Below are 17,648 nucleotides of genomic sequence, written 5' to 3' on the forward strand. Positions count from 1 at the left end.
CGACAGAGGCGTCACTTCGCGGAATGGACGTACCTTGTAGATGTCGCCCATTCCGCCAAGTGACGCCCATTCCGCCAAGTGACGCCCACCATGCAGACCCACCACCGTCCCGACCCCCTCGGGCCTCCCGAAGCACACGACTCTCCCGGCTCCCCCGACCCTTCCAAGCCCCTGGCGCTCCTGGTGCACCACCACCAGCCCCACCCCCACCAACGGCGCCCGGACGGCACAGAGCCAGCACCCACGCCCCGGGCCGCCCCGAACCAGAAAGGGCACCGGGAGCACCGTCGACGACGTCGCGGGCACCAGCGCCTAGAAACCGCTCGCGCCTGACGCAGCACCCGGATCCGGCGCATCGGCCCCCGACCCTCGGGCAGGGCGCAGCCACGGGGAAGGGCGCCGGCCTGATCTCCCCTCCGGCGCCGCAGCCCCGCCACCGGGCACTGAACCGGTACCCGGACCGGGCACTGAACCCGGTGCTGACTCGCTGGACGCCGCATCGCCGGGCACGGCCACGCCGGCGGCACTGCCCCAGGCCCGAAGGTCACCACGGCCATCGGCCCCGGGGACGCCCGGAGCACCGCCCTCTCCCGTCCGCGCGGCCCCGGCACCAGCGCTATCGGACGGGGCTCGTCCCGGCTCCCCCGCCGGTGCGGCCGGCCAATGGGCTGCCGGCCCCTCCAGCGTCGGTCCGGGTATCGCGCCCACCGGCATGCTCGAGGCCGCGTCGCAGGCGTGGGGGACCGCCAGCGGCCCGGGTGCCGGCGCCGTCGGTGCCGTGCCGTGCGGCCCCGGCGGCAGGGCCCGCCCGTCCTGCGGACCGGGTGGGCCTGCATGCTCCTCCGGCCGCTCACGCCCCGATCGGCGCAGTCCCTCGCCGCCGGATGCCCGGCCAGGCCCGCCTCCTCGCAGCCAGCCCTGACGCCTGGCCGGCGTCGTGCCGCGCCTCGGGGACGGCTCAGGACCGGGGCGCCCTGAGCGGCCCGGACGCCCTGATTCCGCGGCCCGCCGTCGCCTCCTCGACCCCCGGGGGCCGGCGGCAGCGGCCCGCGGGTCGAGGCGCTCGGCCAGGCTGACCAGCGCCTTGCCCAGGGCACTGCCCGGGGCGCCATCGACAATACTGCGGCCCTGAAGCAGGCAGCGGTCGGCGCAGGCCCCGTCCTCGGGCAGCAGGGCCACATCGGTCAGTCCGCCGAAACGGCCCAGGGCCTCCAGGATCGCCTGCTGGGGCGAGGGGCCGGCCGCCGAGGCCCGCACCCGGTTGACCACCACCTGGATGCGCCCGGCCGGGGCGGCCTCGGCGTCGAGATCCCCCAGGAGCTGGAGAAGACGGCGCACCCCGACCGGGTCGCCCGCCCCGACAATGACCACCACATCGGCATGCCGGACCAGGTCGAAGGCCACCGCGCCTCGCCCCGGCTCCAGCGTGAAGTCGTCCACGCCGTCGTCGATGGGCCCACCGGCCACATCCACCACCGTCCAGGCCGCCGCGGCCCGGCACTGCAGCCACACCTCCGTCATGGAGGCGGGGGGCAGTTCGCGCCACCGCCCCGAGCGGCCCAGCCCGCCCAGGAGGCGGACGCCCTCGCCGACGGGGGTGAGGAACCGGCTGAAGGCCTCGGCATCCAGTCGGCCGTGCGTGGCCAGGCGTGTGGCCCCCGCCAGGGCGGAGGAGTCGTCGGGCAGGCCCAGGAGCTGGACCAGGCAGGGGGCCTCGACGTCGGCGTCCACGAGGATCGAGCCGCCTCCCCGTCCCAGCGCCTGGGCCAGGGAGGCGGCCACGGTGGAGCGGCCCGGGGCGCCGTGCGGGCCCCACACCACGGCCAGGCGCCCCGGGTGCGCCTGCCTCCCGGCACCAGCCGGGGCCCCGGGATCACGCCCGGGAACCGCCCTGCCCTCCCGCGGCTCGCGTATCCGGGCCGGCCCGGTCCCGGTGCTCCATCCGGTGGGCGCACCCGGCTCCCCGGCTCCGGCCCCCGACCAATCCGTGCGCTCATCCCCGGGGGATCGGCTCCACAGGTCCTCCAGCCATGCGGTCTGCTGGGCGGGGCTCATCGCCTCGGGGGCCGCCTGCGGCCAGTCGCGCCATGAGTCCACCCCCGGCCCGGGATCCGCGCCGTCCCGGGGGCCTCCCGCGAGCGCGGCATCGCCCGGCCTCCCGGGCCCACCCGCATCAGGCCCGCCCGCCGCTCCCGGTCCGCCTGCGCCGCCCAGGCCGCCCGTGCTGGGTGAGGCGGGACTCCCCCGGTGGGCGCTGCGGATGATCTCCTGCAGGGCTCGGCGGACGCGGCCCGCCTCGACCTGCCGGCTCTCGACCGGCCAGCCGCAGGAGCGCCACCGCTCCTGCGTCCCGTCCTCCACGAGCAGCAGTCCGCTGAGGCCCGCGCGGGTCAGGCGCTCCAGGACCGTGCGGTCGATCTCATCGAAGCCGGTGTCCAGGATCGCGATGGAGGCCAGGCCGGCCAGCCCGGCCGAGAGCAGCTCGGGCAGGTCGGCGCAGCGCCGGACCACGCTCATGCCACTGCCGGGTTGGTTGACACTGCGCAGGATCTCGGCGTCGTCGCCGCTGAGGGCCAGCAGCACCCCGACGCTGGAGGTGGCCATCAGGGGGTCTCCTGGCCGGTGGGCACCAGGACCAGGGAGCCCTCACGGGCGACGGCGCTGAGGACCGAGCCCACCTCGCCCTCGGGCACGCGCACCTCCACGCTGGTGCCCGAACCGCCCAGCAGGCCCGCCCCGGCCTCGCCGATCCTGGCCACGATGAGGCCCTGGGCCACCAGAGTGGCGCCCTGCTGCTGTGTGGCGACCACCTGCTGGTCGGGCAGGAGCCACAGGTCCACATAGTCCCCCGGGGCGGTGGCTGCCGGCAGGCCGGAGGAGAGGTCGAGCACCACGGTGCGCGAGGTGAGGTCCTGGGCGCTGCCGACGGCGGCGCTGGGCAGCAACTCCCCGGCGGACAGGGACCTGGTGGCCACGGCGTCCTGGGGCAGGCTGCCGGCCTCGAGGTAGGCGCCGGTGCCCGGGTGGGAGTCGACCAGGGTGAGCACCCCCTCCGCCCTGAGGTCGGCGCCCGGGGCGACGTCCTGGGTCAGGACGTAGACCTGGGTGGTCTCGGCGGCGGCGTCGACGGCCCAGGAGCCCAGGGCGACGGCGGCCCCCACCAGTGCGATGCCCCCGGCCAGGCGGGGGTCCTTCCAGGTGGGCCGGCGCCAGCGGGCGGGGGCGGTGCGCGTGGGAGAGGCGCTGCGGGATGCTGTCACGGGGATCCTCCTTGATCACCACAGATCATGCTCCATATGTCTTGGGGAAACAAGGTTATCCACACATGCTTTTAGCAATGGCGCATCCGTGGCCGGGATGGGATCATCGTGCTATGGCCTCACGATTTCTTACCATCGCCGACGTCTCCGAGCAGCTCCAGCTCTCAGCCCAGGCCGTGCGCGCCCTCATCCGCTCCGGGGATCTTCCCGCTATCCAGGTGGGGGCGCGCAAGCTGTGGCGGATCGAGGACCAGGCCCTGGAGGAGTACATCCAGCGCCAACTGGCCTCGACTCGCGCCATGGTGGCCGCAGGGCACCTGGACGACGAGGACTGACGCCTCCGGCACCCGCCTGCGGGCGGGCGCTGCCAGCGGTCCGACCAGAAGCACATGACGCAGCGCGACCCGCTGCGGCGGGGCCCGCGTGCTGAGGGAGGGGCTGGGGCGAGGTCGGCCAGCACGTGGGTCGGCGGGCGCCGGGGCTCCTCAGCGGCTGCGCAGGACCTCGACGGCGCCCAGGACGACACTGGTCACCGCGCCGGCCGGACGGTGGGCGGGCCCACCCAGGGGCGCGCGGGCCGCGCGCGGGCCGCCCTCGGCGTCGAGCACCACATCGAGATGGTCGGCCCCCACGCGCACGATCCTTCCCACCACGTCTCCCGAGGCCAGGACGAGGCGGACCCGCGCCCCGCGCCGCGCGATCTCCCGGAGCAGGGATCCCAGGGCGGGGCGATGGCGGGAGGAGGAGGGTACGGGGCCGGGCAGGGGCAGGAGGGTGGCGATGGCTGCGGTGGGCACGATGGCCTGTATCCCCGAGCCCTCGTCGATGAGCAGGTAGGAGGGGTGGACCCGCACCACCGTCCCCTGGACGGGCAGACCGCTGCGGGTCCACAGGTGCAGCGGCCTGCCGATGGCGCCGCGGAGGCGGTCGATGAGGGCCACCGAGGCGACCTCGGCCTCGGCCATCTCGGCGCTGTGCGCCGCCAGCTCCGCCCGCCGCTCGGCCTCGAAGCGGCTCTCAAGGTCGGCCAGTAGCGCATCCCAATCCACCGCCCAAGCCCACCACAGGCGCCGTGGCGCTCCAAACCGGCGCCGGAGGGCCTCGGCGCGGCTCGAGCATGGCATGACGCCAACCACAGGCCACCGCCGGCCGCACCCCGGCCCCTGCGCCCCCGGGAGAAGTCTCATCGAACAGTTGACAGGCAACCCTCCTTGATGTACACCTAATAACATCAAACATCATCAACGACGATGAGGGTGGTGACGGGCATGATCCGGCACTGGGACAAGAGCACGGCAGTGGCAGGGCTGAGGCGCCACGGGCATGACGCGCCTGCCGGGACGTGGCTCCACCTGCTCGCGGTGGCCCTGGCCTCCGGGGCGCTGTGCGCGGTGCTGGGCCTGACCGCCGTGCGGGCGGCGCATGCGCTGGCGCAGACCCCGGCCGCCTGGTGGGGGATGAGCCAGTTGGGCAGCGCAGTGGTGTGCCTGGCCAGTGGAGCCGGAGCGCTGGGCGCCCTGTGGCACATGGTCTCCGCCGCCGTGGCCGCGGCCCTCCTGCCCCATGGGCGGCAGGCACGAACAGGGGCGTCCGGGGCCCGCGGAGCGGCACTGGCGCTGCTGGATCGGTGGGGAGCGCCGATGGTGCGCCGCATCGCCGCCGGCGCCCTCATCGTGGGGCTCGGCTCCTCGCCGGCGATGGCCGCAGCAGACCCGCAGGCCGGTGACGACCTGGGATGGCAGCCCACGGCCTCGGCCACGCAGGACCCCTCAGCCGACGGCGGGCGCAGCGGCCCCCAGGAGGCGCCGCCCGGACCCCCAGGATTACCGTCCCCACAGCCACAGGCACCACAGCCGCAGAGCCCGCAGGCACCGGCCCCCGAGCCCCCCGCACCGGAGGGTCAGGCTCCCGATAGCCCTGGCACCGCGGGCCCGGCCTCGCCGCAGCAGCGCGCAGGTGCGACCACGCCCGCACCCCCAGTCACTCCCTCCCCCTCGGATCCGCAGCCGCCCGCCCCCCAGGGCCTGGAGCCCGGTGATTCCGGGACGGGCTCACCTGCGGACCGGGCCCCGGATGGCAGCGCGACGGGCCGGCACGTCGTCGTTCGGGGAGAGTCCCTGTGGTCGATCACCGCCGGGCTTCTGCCCCGGGACGCCGGCAACGCCGGTATCGCCCGGGCCTGGCCCGTGCTGTATCGGGCCAATGCCCAGACCATCGGGCCCGACCCCTCCCTCATCACTCCGGGCACTGTCCTGACCATCCCCGCGGATCTTCCAGGACTCGAGCCGGCCGCGGGCGCGCAGCCGGGCTGAGCGCCCCCGTACTGAAACCCAGCCATCATCCAGTGACGTTGAGGAGCCCGCCATGACCACGACGACGATGACCCCGACTGCCGGCCAGCGCACCGGCTGCAGTGCCGCGGCATCCGCCGGCCCTGTCAGGCCACCGGCGGCTGCGGGAGCCGGACGCCCCGCCCGCCGCACCCGTCCACAGCCCAGTGGCCCGGCGCCCTCGCGCCCGGGACCGGCGACCACCGGCACCCCGGCCGTGGAGGAGTCCGTGAAGGAGCCGGTGAAGGACACCATCAGGGGATACACCGCGGGAGCCGGAGACCCGGAAGTGGCGGGGAAGGAGGCCTTGGCGCCCGAGTCCCGGATCTCCCTGGCGCCGAGCATGGGAGCACTGGAGGCCGATGCCGGGCAGGTGATCGAGCCGGAGCTGCTCATCGGCACCGGCGGCGCAGGGCCTCGACGCCGTCGGGGCGCGCTCGATCTATCGGAGGATGCCCAAGCGGCCGGCCGCCGCGCGGCCCCGGCCACCAGCACCGGCGCGCCCGACCGGTCTGCGGGCCGTGAGCCCGCGGGCGCGAGGAGTCGGGAGGGCGGGGAGCAGGAGCGCTCCACGCCTCCGCACCCTGCTCGCAGCGCCGCGGTCATCGTCGTCGCCGCGGCGGAGGTCCTGGCGGGCCAGCGCCCGGTGGACCATCTGACGCGCTGGACCACGCCGGCGATGTTCGAGGCGATCGCCCGGCGCGCCGGCCTGGCCACCCGGGTCCTGGGGGCCAGGCGGCGCTCGCACCGGCCACGGATGCGCTCGGTGCATACCCAGTTGACCGTCTCGGGGGCCTGCGAGGCCACGATCCTGCTGGAGGACAGTGGCCGGGTGCGTGCCGCGGCGGCGCGCCTCATCGCCCAGCGCGGCCGCTGGATCCTGGCGGGCCTGGAGATCGCCTGAGCCGCCCCGGCCCTCACGCAGGAGCACTCAATAGCAGCGGGCTGCCGGGCATACTTCTCCCCATGAGCAAGCACGGGCCCGACGACGACGCGGCATCCCATATCTCGGAGCTTCGACTCACCAGATTCAAGAACTTCGAGAATGCGACCATCCCCCTGGGAAGGACATCCATTCTCACCGGGCGCAACTCCAGTGGGAAGTCCAATATCCTGGACGCCCTCGACGTCCTGCACCGACTCACGAACGCCGAGCCCCTCTCCGATGCGCTTGATGGACGCAGGCGCGAGGGCGGTCCCGTCCGTGGGGGTGCTTCTGGATGTGTGCCGCACAGGGGCGATTCCTTCACCCTCGGGTGCACCGTGACCGTCACGCACCCCCACGGCGAGTACTCCTACGACTACGATGTGGAGGTAGCCCCCTCTCCATTTCCCCGTATCATCCAGGAGACGCTTCGCGGACCGCAACGAGCAGCGAAGAGTGGGCTCTGGAATCAGCAGGTCCTTATCGATGCTCGCCCCGATAGCGGCGGAGTGGGCCTGGAGGCGGCAGTCTCAAGTGGAAAAAGGGCCGAACCGTCGCATCCACCTCCGCGACGACCGATCGGTTCTTAGCCAGCTGCCGACGGTGATCCCTGAATCCAACCACGCCGAGCGCGACATCCTCGATGCTCAGAGGGACATCTCTGCATCATTGCACAGGAGCTTCCACTTCGATCCCGCCCCGGGCCTCATGCGGGACTGGGTCCCCCGCAGAGGTGCCCGACTGCGGCGCAGCGGGGAGAACCTCGCACCCATCCTCAAGCACCTGAAGGACCAGGAGCCCGGCACATTCTCAAGGCTGGAGCAACTGGCACAGCAGATCGCCGATTGCGACATCGACGCCCTGGATTTCAGCTCCACCGATACCGGTGAGATCATGCTGGCCATTCGAGAGCGGCGAGGCACGAAGGTCTCCGTGACAACCGCGCGCTCGATGAGCGATGGTCTTCTGCGATTCCTGGCGATCGCCACCGCCCTGTCAAGCCCAGTATCCGATCTTGATGTCGACGCCCTCGCACCGGCCTACTCCAGTGACATCTCCGCCCCCTCGGCGGGCGTACTGCTGGCGATCGAGGAGATCGAGAACGGACTGCACCCCTCACAGGCCGGCAGACTCCTGCACCTCATCAATGAGGCTACGGAGAGGACAAGCGTCAACGCCCTCATCACCACGCACTCCCCAGCACTGCTGGATGCCCTGAGTGGGGACCAGCTCCATGACGTCCTGGTATGCCACCACGACCAGGTCAGCCGCCTTATCGATCTTCCGGGATACGCCCGGGCGATGAGTGCGGGCAGACTCGGTGCGGTGGTCACCAGCGGCGCCCTCGAGGAGGCGGCCCACCCAGGGCCCGACCCGCATCCCGCTGGGTGACCCGCATCCCGCTGGGTGACCCGCATCCCGCTGGGTGACCCGCATCCCGCTGGGCCAGATGACGGCATGTCAGCGGGCGGGATGCGAGTGACCCAGCAGAGAGCATCTGGCCGGTCTCAGCGCTTGCGCCGCTTGGCCCGGCGCCGCTCGGCCCGATTGCCCCCGGCGGCCTCGGCCAGCTTGGAGCCGCCCAGGCGGCCCACGGCCGGGGAGGATCCCGCCCCGCCGGCGGAGACGGCGGCCTGCCCGTCCTCATCGGGGCCGGAGTAGCGCATCTGCCCGCTGCTGCGGCTCAGGGAGGCCTGGCCGGTGTCGCCCAGCACCGAGCCGGAGGCGTCTCCCGCCCCGCCCACCCGGATACCGGCCGCGGCGGTGCCGTTGGCCCGGCCGCTGACCGCCTGGGCGGCCTCCTGGGTGCCGTCCTGCGCGGCGCGCTTGGCGGCGGCGTCGAATCGCGAGACATTGGCGAAGATCTGCTCGATGGTCTCCTCGCGGATGCCCTCCATCATCGCCTTGAACATGTGGGCGCCCTCATTGGCGTACTCCACGAGCGGATCGCGCTGGGCCATGGCGCGCAGGCCGATGCCCTCCTTGAGGTAGTCCATCTCGTAGAGGTGCTCACGCCAGCGCTTGTCCACCACGGCCAGCAGGATGCGCCGCTCCAGGGTGCGCATGGGCTCCTCGCCGAGCTGGGCGCGCGCCAGGGCATTGGACTCCATGCGGGCCTCGGCCTCCTCATAGGCCACGGCGGCGTCCTCGCTCAACTCCGCGGTGAGGCCGCCCGCGCTCAGGGAGTCGATCCCGCCCAGGGCCTCGATGACCTCCTCGCGCTCCAGGCCCACGGGGTAGAGGTGACCCAGATCGTCCCACATGGCCTCCAGGTCCCACTGGTCGGGGCGGCCCTCGGCGGTGCGGGCCGAGACGATGGAGGACACCGCCTGGGTGCGGAAGGCCTCGACCTGCGGCTCCAGGTCCTCCCCGTCGAGCACCCGGCGGCGCTCGGAGTAGACCTTCTCGCGCTGCTCGGTCATGACGTCGTCGTACTTCAGGACGTTCTTGCGGATCTCGTAGTTGCGCGACTCCACCTGGCGCTGGGCGTTGGCGATGCCGCGGGTGACGATCTTGGACTCCAGGGGGACGTCGTCGGGGTAGGCCCCCGAGGCCATGATGCGCTGGGCCAGCCCGGAGGCGAACATGCGCATGAGGTCGTCCTCCATGGACAGGTAGAAGCGCGACTCCCCCGGGTCGCCCTGGCGCCCCGAGCGCCCGCGCAGCTGATTGTCGATGCGGCGCGACTCGTGGCGCTCGGTGCCCAGCACGTAGAGGCCGCCGAGCTCGACGACCTCATCGTGCTCCGCGCGGCAGGACTCCTTGGCCGAGGCCAGCGCCTGGGGCCAGGCCCTCTCATAGGCCTCGGCGTCCTCCTCGGGGTCCAGCCCCGCCTCCTTCAGGGCGGTGACCGCGATGTGCTCGGCGTTGCCGCCCAGCATGATGTCGGTGCCGCGGCCCGCCATGTTCGTGGCCACGGTCACCGCGCCCTTGCGCCCGGCCAGGGCCACGACGGCGGCCTCGCGGGCGTGCTGCTTGGCGTTGAGGACCTCATGGGGGATGCCGCGCTCGCGCAGCAGCCCCGAGAGGGCCTCGGACTTCTCCACGCTGGTGGTGCCCACCAGCACTGGCTGGCCGGCCTCGTGGCGCTCGGAGATGTCGTCGACGACGGCCTCCAGCTTGGAGGCCTCCGTGGTGTAGACCAGGTCGGGCTGGTCCACGCGGATCATGGGCCGGTTGGTGGGGATCGGCACGACGCCGATCTTGTAGGTGCCGGCGAACTCGGCGGCCTCGGTCTCGGCGGTTCCGGTCATGCCCGAGCGCGAGCCCTCGGGGTAGAGGCGGAAGTAGTTCTGCAGGGTGATGGTGGCCAGGGTCTGGTTCTCGGCCTTGATCTCCACCCTCTCCTTGGCCTCGATGGCCTGGTGCATGCCCTCGTTGTAGCGCCGGCCCGGCAGCACGCGGCCGGTGTGCTCATCGACGATGAGCACCTCCCCGTCGCGCACGATGTAGTCCTTGTCCAGGTGGAAGAGCTCCTTGGCCTTGATGGCGTTGTTGAGGAAGCCGATGAGCGGGGTGTTCTCCGACTCGTAGAGGTTGTCGATGCCCAGGTAGTCCTCGACCCGCTCGATGCCGGGGGCCAGGACGCCCACGGTGCGCTTCTTCTCATCGACCTCGTAGTCCCGCCCCGAGCGCAGGCGCTCGGCGATGGAGGCGAACTCCTTGTACCACTTGTTGACATCCCCCCCGGCGGGGCCGGAGATGATGAGGGGGGTGCGAGCCTCATCGATGAGGATGGAGTCGACCTCGTCGACAATGACGAAGGCGTGCCCGCGCTGGACCAGGTCCTCGGGGCGCTGGGCCATGTTGTCGCGCAGGTAGTCGAAGCCGAACTCGTTGTTGGTGCCATAGGTGATGTCGCAGGCATACTGCTTGCGGCGCTCGACGGGGGTCTGGCCGGCCAGGATGCAGCCGGTGGTCAGCCCCAGGAAGCGGTGGACGCGGCCCATGAGGTCGGACTGGTACTCGGCCAGGTAGTCGTTGACGGTCACGACGTGCACGCCCTTGCCGGTCAGGGCCCGCAGGTAGGAGGGCATGGTGGCCACGAGGGTCTTGCCCTCACCGGTGCGCATCTCGGCGATGTTGCCGCGGTGCAGCGCCGCCCCGCCCATGATCTGAACGTGGTAGGGCCGCATGCCCAGCACGCGGTCGGCGGCCTCGACGACGGTGGCGAAGGCCTCGGGCAGGAGCTGGTCGAGGGTCTCGCCCTCCTCGTAGCGCTCCTTGAGCTCGTCGGTCATCTCCCGGAGCTCGTCATCGCTGAACTCGCTGTAGGTCTCGGCCAGGCCCTCGACCTGGGTGGCGATGGCTTCGAGCCTCTTGAGGGTGCGCCCCTCGCCGATGCGAAGGATCCTGTCGACGATCGACACGCTGCTTACTCCCTTGGGACATCCGTCATGGTGGGCCCGGCTCCTGCCGAGCACAGGCGCCCCCACTCTAGTGGACCGACGCCCGCCTCCCCAGGAGATTCCTCCCACCGTGGACGACGCCGCCCCGCCGAGATCCACTCGCAACCCACCGCGTCTCCCTCCCCCCGGAGCCCGACGGCCGTCCGGGCGCGCCGAGTCGGATCCACATGGCGGCCGCGGCAGGACGGCGCCGGGGCGCCTGTGGACGGCGCCGCCCCCGGCCGTGCGGGCACCGCCCCCAGGAGGCACCCTGGGCCGATGGATGAGCACCCGGGCACAAGGACCACCCAGGGGCCCGCATCCGGCGGGCACACCAGGCACCGGCGTGCGGAGCGGCGGGGCGACGGCGGTCTGGGAGCGGTGGGCGCCCTGCGCCGCCTGCCCGGCCTGGTGGCGCGGCGGGCGCGGGACCTGCTGGGGCTGGGCCTGCCGGTGTCCTGCGCGGGATGCGGGTGCTGGGAGACGAGGCTGTGCCCGCAGTGCCGGAGCCTGCTGGGGGCCGGCACGCTCCTGGTCGAGCATGCCGAGGCCGCCGGCGACCTGGAGATCCTGGCGGCGGCGACCTACGCGGGCCCGGTGCGCAGCCTGGTCCTGGGCTGGAAGAACGGGGCCCGGGAGGATCTCGATGGGGTGATGTCCGAGGTGGGCCGCGAGCTCGGCCGGGCCTGCGCCTCCCACCTGGCCTCCCATCCGGACCTCTCTCCAGCCGAGCACGGGGGCGCCGGCCGGGACGGGAGCGCGGCGGCTTCGGCACTGCTGGTCATCCCAGCACCCTCGGGCGCGGGCCGCCGCCTGCGGGGGCGCCTGGTCGCAGCCGGCCTGGCCGACGCCGTGGCCCGCGGCATCGCCGAGCACGGGTCACTGGCCGGTGGGCCGGTGCTGCGCGTACTCAGCGCCGATGTGCTCCGACGCCGCGGGGGTGCGGGCGCGCATCAGGCCGGGCGCTCGGCCCACCAGCGCCGGGCCAATCGGGCCGCGGCGCCCCGGGTCCTGGCCGAGGTCCGCGGCCTGCCCGTGGTCCTGGTCGACGACGTCGTCACCACCGGGGCGACGCTGGAGTCCTGCGTCAGGGCCCTGGAGGAGGCCGGCGCCCACGTCCTGGCCGCGGTGGTCCTGGCCGCCACCCCGCCGCCTGGCGGCGGTGGCGCTCGGCGGATCGACGGCGGTGGGTGCGCTCACCCGGCGCCCGCGCAGACGAGGGGCCGGGCGGGTGACGTCCGCCACGTCCGCCACAGGCGATCAGTTCCATAACAAAGCAGGCATGACCAGCCCGGATGGTGTAGATTCTGTGGCACAGAGCACAGCGACTGCCGGAGCGGTCCCGGGGGCCAAGGACGCCCTCCCATGCCGCTCAGATGCCGCTCAGACCGTTCCGCGCATGCTCACGCGACAGCGACAGGAGGTGACCCCCCGTCTTCCACATCCCGTCGCGATGCGCGGCGGGCGCCACCCATGTACTGCGGAGCCCACCGGGCTCAACCCACAGCACCAGAAATGAGGTTCCACCATGGACATCACCGTCGTCGGCCGCAACGCAGAGATCAGCCCCCGCCTGCGCGACTATGTCGAGGACAAGGCGGTCAAGGTCGAGCAGTTCGATCCGCGGGTGCAGCGCGTCGAGGTCGAGGTCACCCACGAGCGCAACCCGCGCCAGGCCGACACCGCCGAGCGCGTGGAGATCACCGTTGTCTCCAAGGGCCCGATCATCCGCGCAGAGGCCTCCTCCTCCGACCGCTTCGCGGCCTTCGACATCGCCATGGGCAAGCTCACCGAGCGGCTGCGCCGGGCCCGCGACCGGAAGAAGGACCACCACCGCCGCTACCCGGTCGTCCCCGAGGTCCCCCAGGAGCCCGGCAGCACCGAGCAGGCTCCTGGCCTGTCCGACATCCCCGTGCCCGAGACCGACGACGCGCCCATCGAGGACTCCCCCACCGCGCCCACCGAGCCGGGTGTGGCCGTGGAGGCCCAGCTCGGCGACTCCCCCGTCATCGTGCGCCAGAAGCTGCACGCCGCCCATGAGATGACAGTGGATGAGGCCCTCTACCAGATGGAGCTGGTGGGCCACCCCTTCTACCTGTTCATCGAGAAGTCCACCAAGCAGCCCTGCGCGGTCTACCACCGCCACGGCTGGACCTACGGCGTCATCCGCCTGGACGCCACCGTCATGTAGCAGGCCGTGGCGGTGCGCCCTGTGGGCGGTGCAGCGCACCGCCCACAGGGCGCACCGGCATGCTCAGGGCAGGGGGAAGGACAGATCGGTGACCTCGTCGGTCAGCACCCGCCAGGTGGCGCCCCGGCGCTGCCAGGTCTGCCCCTTGTCATCATTGAGCAGGATCATCTCCTCGGAGCGGTCGGCGATGACACTGTGAGCCGAGCGCACCCCGATCATGGTCGTCACCGGCCCCCCGACCTGCACCATGCGCACCTCGGGCAGCCCGTCGACCTCCTCGGGCTGGACCAGGGCCCCCACGGAGGTGGCCGTGCACCAGGAGATCCCCGAGGCGCCCGGCCCCCCGGCCCGCGGCAGGTCGTGGCCGGCACCGATCCCAGTGGGCTGGCCGTTGGAGTCGCGCAGCACCACGGCCAGCACGACCGCGCCGGAGGCCAGGCGCACGGCCAGGCGCTCGGACTCCACCGACAGGTCGAAGGCCTCCACGGCGTCGCCCTCGAACCATGAGGCCCGCGGGTCCACGCGCTGACCCGAGGCGTTGACCGCGGCCAGCTGCCCCTCGGCCAGGAGCCAGACCCAGCCGTGGCGGTCGGCGATCGGCGCCTTCAGGCCGCCGGCCCCGGCGGCCGGGTCCCCCACTGACAGGATGACACTGGCCGCCGTGCTGCCCTGGGGCAGGCGCAGGAGGCTGGAGGCCGACAGCACGTACACGCTCCCATCGGCCCCCAGGGCCGGGGAGCTGGCCTCGGTGGTTCCCAGGGCCTGGGCGGTGGCCAGGGTCGAGCGGGTGGTTCCCGTGCCCTGCACGACTCCGCCCTCGACCATGCCCACCACGCCCCCGATATCGGGGGACAGCGAGGGCAGGTTCGCGGCCGGCCCCAGCTCCACCGAGCCAGCGCGGATCTCGACGCGGGTGATGCCGCTGATCTGGCTGAGCGTCTGCTGGATCTGGGCGGCCACCAGGGCACGGCTGTCCCCATCGCCCGGGTTGGCCTGGCTGTTGAGCAGGACCAGGGCACGGTCCTCCTCCAGGACCACGCCCTCGCCGCTGAGAGCGGCGCCACTGGGAAGGAGGGTGTCGGTGCCCTGGGCCAGCCAGGCCGACGGCCCGGCGATCAGCCCGGCCACCAGGGAGCGCGCCAGCCCCACCGGCTCGCGCGGGTACCAGCGCAGCTCGGGGATGAAGCGGGCGTGGTCCTTGGTCAGGAAGTGCAGGGCGTGGACCGCGAAGTTCTTGCTCATCCGGTTGAAGGGCAGCAGGATGCCGGCCTCCAGCCCGGCGATCCGCCACTGGCCGGCGGTCAGGGCCACCAGGGAGAAGGAGGTCTCGTAGATGGCGTCCTGGAGAGCGGGGGCGAAGACGCCGTCGGTGCTCAGACGCCCCAGGGTGCCGAAGGAGACCATGATGGAGCCGTCGGCGGCCACGGAGATCTGCGGCTCGGTGGAGCTGGAGTAGACCTGGACCGCCTCCAGGGGCTTCCACTGCTGGGCGGCCTCACCGGTGAGGAACTGGCGCGCGGTGTCGAATCCGTCGGAGAACCCGGCGTTGACCGCCCGCAGGAAGCCCCGCACGATCTCCTCGGGGCTGGCGTCGACCACCGGTCCGGGAGCGGTCTCGATGAGCGCATTGGTGTCGGTGACCACCACATTGGACTCCTGGACCTCACCGGAGGAGGGCAGAGCGGTGCAGCCCGACAGCGCGGCGGCCGCCGAGCCGGCCAGGCCCAGCAGCCCGCGCCGCGACATGCCACCGGCGCCCGGGCCGGTTCGCAGGCCTGCTCCCGCAGCGGCCCCGCGGGTGCGCGAGCCGCACGGATCACTCGACCGGCTCATCGACGCGCCTCCTCCTCATCGGCCTCCGCGGGGGTCCGCGCGGAGGGCTCCTGGCCGGGAAGGACGACGACGACGCGCCCCTCCTCGGTGGTGGTCACGGGGGTGACGACCTCCCCGGCCATGGGGATGTCGCCCAGCACGATGCTCTGACGGGCCCGGCGCGTGGCCGGGGCCGGGCCCAGCGGGCTGACCAGGGAGCCGGTGTCGTGCTCGTCGCGCGAGCCCGCGGCCCCGGCCCGCGCGACCGGCGGGGCGTCGTCGGGCACCAGGTTCAGCGGCCCGGTGCCGCTCAGGCGCCCGGGCGAGCCGTCGGGCCCCTGACGGCGCGGCAGGACCAGGAGGAAGGCGGCGCCGTCGGCCGGCCACCCCCAGGCGGCGAGCCTGCCGCCGTGGAGGGTGGCGTCCTCCATGGAGATCGACAGGCCCAGACCGGTGCCGCCCAGGCTGCGCTGACGCGAGGGGTCGGCGCGGTAGAAGCGGTCGAAGACCTTGGTGACCACATCGGGGCTCATGCCGATGCCGTGGTCGCGCACGCGCACCGCCACGGCGTCGGCATCGACCGCCAGGGTCAGGTCCAGGGGCTTGCCCTCGCCGTGCTCCAGGGCGTTGACCACCAGGTTGCGGATGATGCGCTCGACCCTGGTGACGTCGACCTCGGCGGTGGCCGGCTCCTGTGGCAGGTGCAGGCGCAGCTGCGTGCCGGTGGCCTTGAAGTGGAACATGGTGGTCTCGATGACCGTGTCGACGACCTCGGCCAGATCGACCTCCTCCAGACGCAGCTTGACATTGCCGGAGTCGATGCGGGAGATGTCGAGCAGGTCGGTGAGCATCTTCTCGAAGCGGTCCACGGAGTTGGACAGCACCTCGATACTGCGCAGGGCGAAGGGGTCGGAGATCTCCTCGCGGGCGTCCTGGATCTGCTCGGTGGCCAGGCGGATGGAGGCCAGGGGGGTGCGCAGCTCATGGGAGACGTCGGAGACGAAGAGCCGCTGGACCTTCGACAGCGATTCCAGGCGCTCGATCTGGTCCTCCAGGGAGGCGGCCATATGGTTGAAGGACTGGGCCAGGGTGGAGATCTCATCCTCGCCCTGGGCGTTGAGCCGCTCGGCCAGCTCCCCGGAGGCCAGGCGCTCGGCGGCCCGGGCGGTGTGCCGCACGGGGCTGAGCACCCAGCGGGTGATGGCCCAGACCATGAGGATGAGCATGGCCAGGAATCCCAGGCCGCCGATGGTGATGTTGCGCGAGGCCAGGGAGACGATGCGCTGCTCGGCCGCCAGGCTGTAGACCAGGTAGAGCTCGTACTCCCCGGCCATGGGCAGGCTGACGCGCGATCCCACGATGAGGCCCGGGTCGACTCCGCCGTCCTTGTTGGGCACCTGGGCGGACTGCCAGTACTGGCGGCCCGACTCCCCCGCGCCGACCCGCTGGCGCAGCTCATCGGAGATGAGGTAGGTGAGGTTGGTGTCCGACTTCAGGTCGTTGGCCACCGTCGCCGAGGTCTCATTGCGGCTGCGCTCCATGATGACGCCGATGCCGCCGGAGGCGGAGATGGAGTCCTTGATGGAGTTGACCTGGTCCTGAACCTCGGCGTTGACCTCATCGACCGTGGCCACGCCGGTGGTGGAGTCGAACTCGGCCTGGGCCACGGACACGCGCTGGCGGGCGTCGACCAGGATCGCGTCCTTCTGGTCCTCGAAGACCTCGGAGCGGATGCGGTCGGTGACGAAGGTGAGCAGCAGGGCGATGAGCAGCAGTCCGATCGCGGTGGCGGCGAAGACCATGCGCAGCTCCAGGCTGCGACGCAGGAAGCCTGGCATCACTCGTGCCAGGCGCTCCTGCGTGGCCCCCACCGGGTTTCGCGTCGGACTCATCACGACCGGGACAAGGCGCGCTCAGCGCCCGGTCTCACGAGGTCTCGCCGACCCGGTACCCCACACCGCGCACGGTGACCACGATGGTCGGGCGCTCGGGGTCCTTCTCGATCTTGGCGCGCAGGCGCTGGACGTGGACGTTGACCAGACGGGTGTCGGCGGGGTGCTGGTAGCCCCAGACCTGGCTGAGCAGCTCCTCACGGGTGAAGACCTTCCAGGGGGAGCGGGCCAGGGTCACCAGCAGCTCGAACTCCAGGGGCGTCAGGGCGATGGCGGTCTCCTCGCGCTTGACCTGGTGCCCGGCCACGTCGATATCCAGATCACCGGCCCGCACGTGCTCGGCGGCGCCGGGGTTGGTGCGGCGCAGGCGGGTCGAGACGCGGGCCAGGAGCTCCTTGGACTTGAAGGGCTTGGTGACGTAGTCGTCGGCGCCGGCCTCCAGGCCCGCCACGACGTCCTGGGTGTCGGTGCGGGCGGTCAGCATGATGATGGGGACATCCGACTCCGCCCTGATCAGCTTGCAGATCTCGACGCCGTCCATGCCCGGGAGCATGAGGTCCAGCAGGACCAGGTCGGGGGTGACCTCGTGGAAGGTGTCGAGAGCCTGGGCTCCATCGTGACAAAGCGTAGGGGTGTAGTTTTCCGACTCCAGCATGATGCCGATCATCTCGGCAAGGGAAGCATCGTCGTCAACTACCAGAATGCGCGTGCTCATGGGCTTATCCTGACACGAGCAGCGGCCGTTGCGGGCGAGGCGCACACCCGGGGTGGCGCTGCGATATTTCACAGAACCGTTGAAACCATCCCGCAGCCCCCTCAACACTGCCCTCAGATAACCTGAAAAACATCT

14 protein-coding genes are annotated in these 17,648 nt (G+C 72.4%); 7 read left to right on the forward strand and 7 right to left on the reverse strand.

All coding sequences use genetic code 11. The features are described 5' to 3' along the window. Nucleotides 1-312: 312 nt before the first annotated feature. On the reverse strand, nucleotides 313-2,604 hold the full coding sequence (locus MANAM107_RS13025) for a hypothetical protein (RefSeq protein WP_263421914.1): 2,292 nt from the start codon (nucleotides 2,602-2,604) through the stop codon (nucleotides 313-315). Then, nucleotides 2,604-3,260, reverse strand: coding sequence for a hypothetical protein (locus tag MANAM107_RS02365; RefSeq protein ID WP_308443633.1), 657 nt, complete (start codon nucleotides 3,258-3,260; stop codon nucleotides 2,604-2,606). The genes MANAM107_RS13025 and MANAM107_RS02365 overlap by 1 nt, the downstream gene beginning before the upstream one ends. A 113-nt stretch (nucleotides 3,261-3,373) precedes the next feature. Here MANAM107_RS02365 and MANAM107_RS02370 point away from each other — a divergent pair, with 113 nt between their 5' ends. Next, on the forward strand, nucleotides 3,374-3,595 hold the full coding sequence (locus MANAM107_RS02370) for a helix-turn-helix domain-containing protein (protein WP_223910620.1): 222 nt from the start codon (nucleotides 3,374-3,376) through the stop codon (nucleotides 3,593-3,595). A gap of 150 nt (nucleotides 3,596-3,745) precedes the next feature. On the opposite strand, the gene MANAM107_RS02375 is transcribed toward MANAM107_RS02370, so the two are convergent. Next, nucleotides 3,746-4,384, reverse strand: a complete 639-nt coding sequence (locus MANAM107_RS02375) for a Fis family transcriptional regulator (protein WP_223910623.1) — start codon at nucleotides 4,382-4,384, stop codon at nucleotides 3,746-3,748. A gap of 126 nt (nucleotides 4,385-4,510) precedes the next feature. On the opposite strand from MANAM107_RS02375, the gene MANAM107_RS02380 reads away from it, so the two are divergent. From MANAM107_RS02380 to MANAM107_RS02395, 4 genes are all read left to right on the forward strand, one after another. After that, nucleotides 4,511-5,572, forward strand: coding sequence for a LysM peptidoglycan-binding domain-containing protein (locus MANAM107_RS02380; protein WP_223910626.1), 1,062 nt, complete (start codon nucleotides 4,511-4,513; stop codon nucleotides 5,570-5,572). A gap of 52 nt (nucleotides 5,573-5,624) precedes the next feature. After that, nucleotides 5,625-6,494: an Rv3235 family protein gene (locus MANAM107_RS02385; RefSeq protein WP_223910629.1), complete on the forward strand. Its 870-nt coding sequence runs from the start codon at nucleotides 5,625-5,627 to the stop codon at nucleotides 6,492-6,494. Nucleotides 6,495-6,556: 62 nt separating this feature from the next. Next, entirely contained in the window at nucleotides 6,557-7,105 is a 549-nt protein-coding gene (locus MANAM107_RS02390) for an AAA family ATPase (RefSeq protein WP_223910633.1), read from the forward strand. A gap of 13 nt (nucleotides 7,106-7,118) precedes the next feature. After that, a complete protein-coding gene (locus tag MANAM107_RS02395; protein WP_223910636.1) occupies nucleotides 7,119-7,907 on the forward strand; it encodes an AAA family ATPase in 789 nt (262 codons plus the stop codon). Between the two features lie 116 nt (nucleotides 7,908-8,023). Here MANAM107_RS02395 and secA read toward each other — a convergent pair whose 3' ends face one another. Further along, the gene (secA, locus tag MANAM107_RS02400; protein WP_223910639.1) at nucleotides 8,024-10,885 is read right to left on the reverse strand and encodes a preprotein translocase subunit SecA; all 2,862 of its coding nucleotides are present in this window, start codon (nucleotides 10,883-10,885) and stop codon (nucleotides 8,024-8,026) included. 297 nt (nucleotides 10,886-11,182) lie between these two features. Here secA and MANAM107_RS02405 point away from each other — a divergent pair, with 297 nt between their 5' ends. After that, the gene (locus MANAM107_RS02405) at nucleotides 11,183-12,175 is read left to right on the forward strand and encodes a ComF family protein (protein WP_223910642.1); all 993 of its coding nucleotides are present in this window, start codon (nucleotides 11,183-11,185) and stop codon (nucleotides 12,173-12,175) included. Nucleotides 12,176-12,431: 256 nt separating this feature from the next. After that, nucleotides 12,432-13,094 (forward strand): ribosome hibernation-promoting factor, HPF/YfiA family, encoded by a 663-nt coding sequence (gene hpf, locus MANAM107_RS02410; protein ID WP_223910645.1) that lies wholly within the window; start codon nucleotides 12,432-12,434, stop codon nucleotides 13,092-13,094. Between the two features lie 63 nt (nucleotides 13,095-13,157). Here the strand turns inward: hpf and MANAM107_RS02415 are convergent, their stop codons facing one another. Genes MANAM107_RS02415 through mtrA form a run of 3 tightly spaced genes read right to left on the reverse strand, consistent with a single transcriptional unit; the run spans nucleotide 13,158 to nucleotide 17,513 of the window. Then, on the reverse strand, nucleotides 13,158-14,927 hold the full coding sequence (locus tag MANAM107_RS02415) for an LpqB family beta-propeller domain-containing protein (RefSeq protein ID WP_223910648.1): 1,770 nt from the start codon (nucleotides 14,925-14,927) through the stop codon (nucleotides 13,158-13,160). Continuing rightward, a complete protein-coding gene (gene mtrB, locus MANAM107_RS02420) occupies nucleotides 14,924-16,798 on the reverse strand; it encodes an MtrAB system histidine kinase MtrB (protein WP_223910651.1) in 1,875 nt (624 codons plus the stop codon). The genes MANAM107_RS02415 and mtrB overlap by 4 nt, the downstream gene beginning before the upstream one ends. 34 nt (nucleotides 16,799-16,832) lie before the next feature. Next, nucleotides 16,833-17,513 (reverse strand): MtrAB system response regulator MtrA, encoded by a 681-nt coding sequence (gene mtrA, locus MANAM107_RS02425; RefSeq protein WP_179900396.1) that lies wholly within the window; start codon nucleotides 17,511-17,513, stop codon nucleotides 16,833-16,835. Between the last annotated feature and the right edge of the window lie 135 nt (nucleotides 17,514-17,648).

Origin of the sequence: Actinomyces capricornis (assembly GCF_019974135.1) — a bacterium.
GTDB lineage: Bacteria > Actinomycetota > Actinomycetes > Actinomycetales > Actinomycetaceae > Actinomyces > Actinomyces capricornis.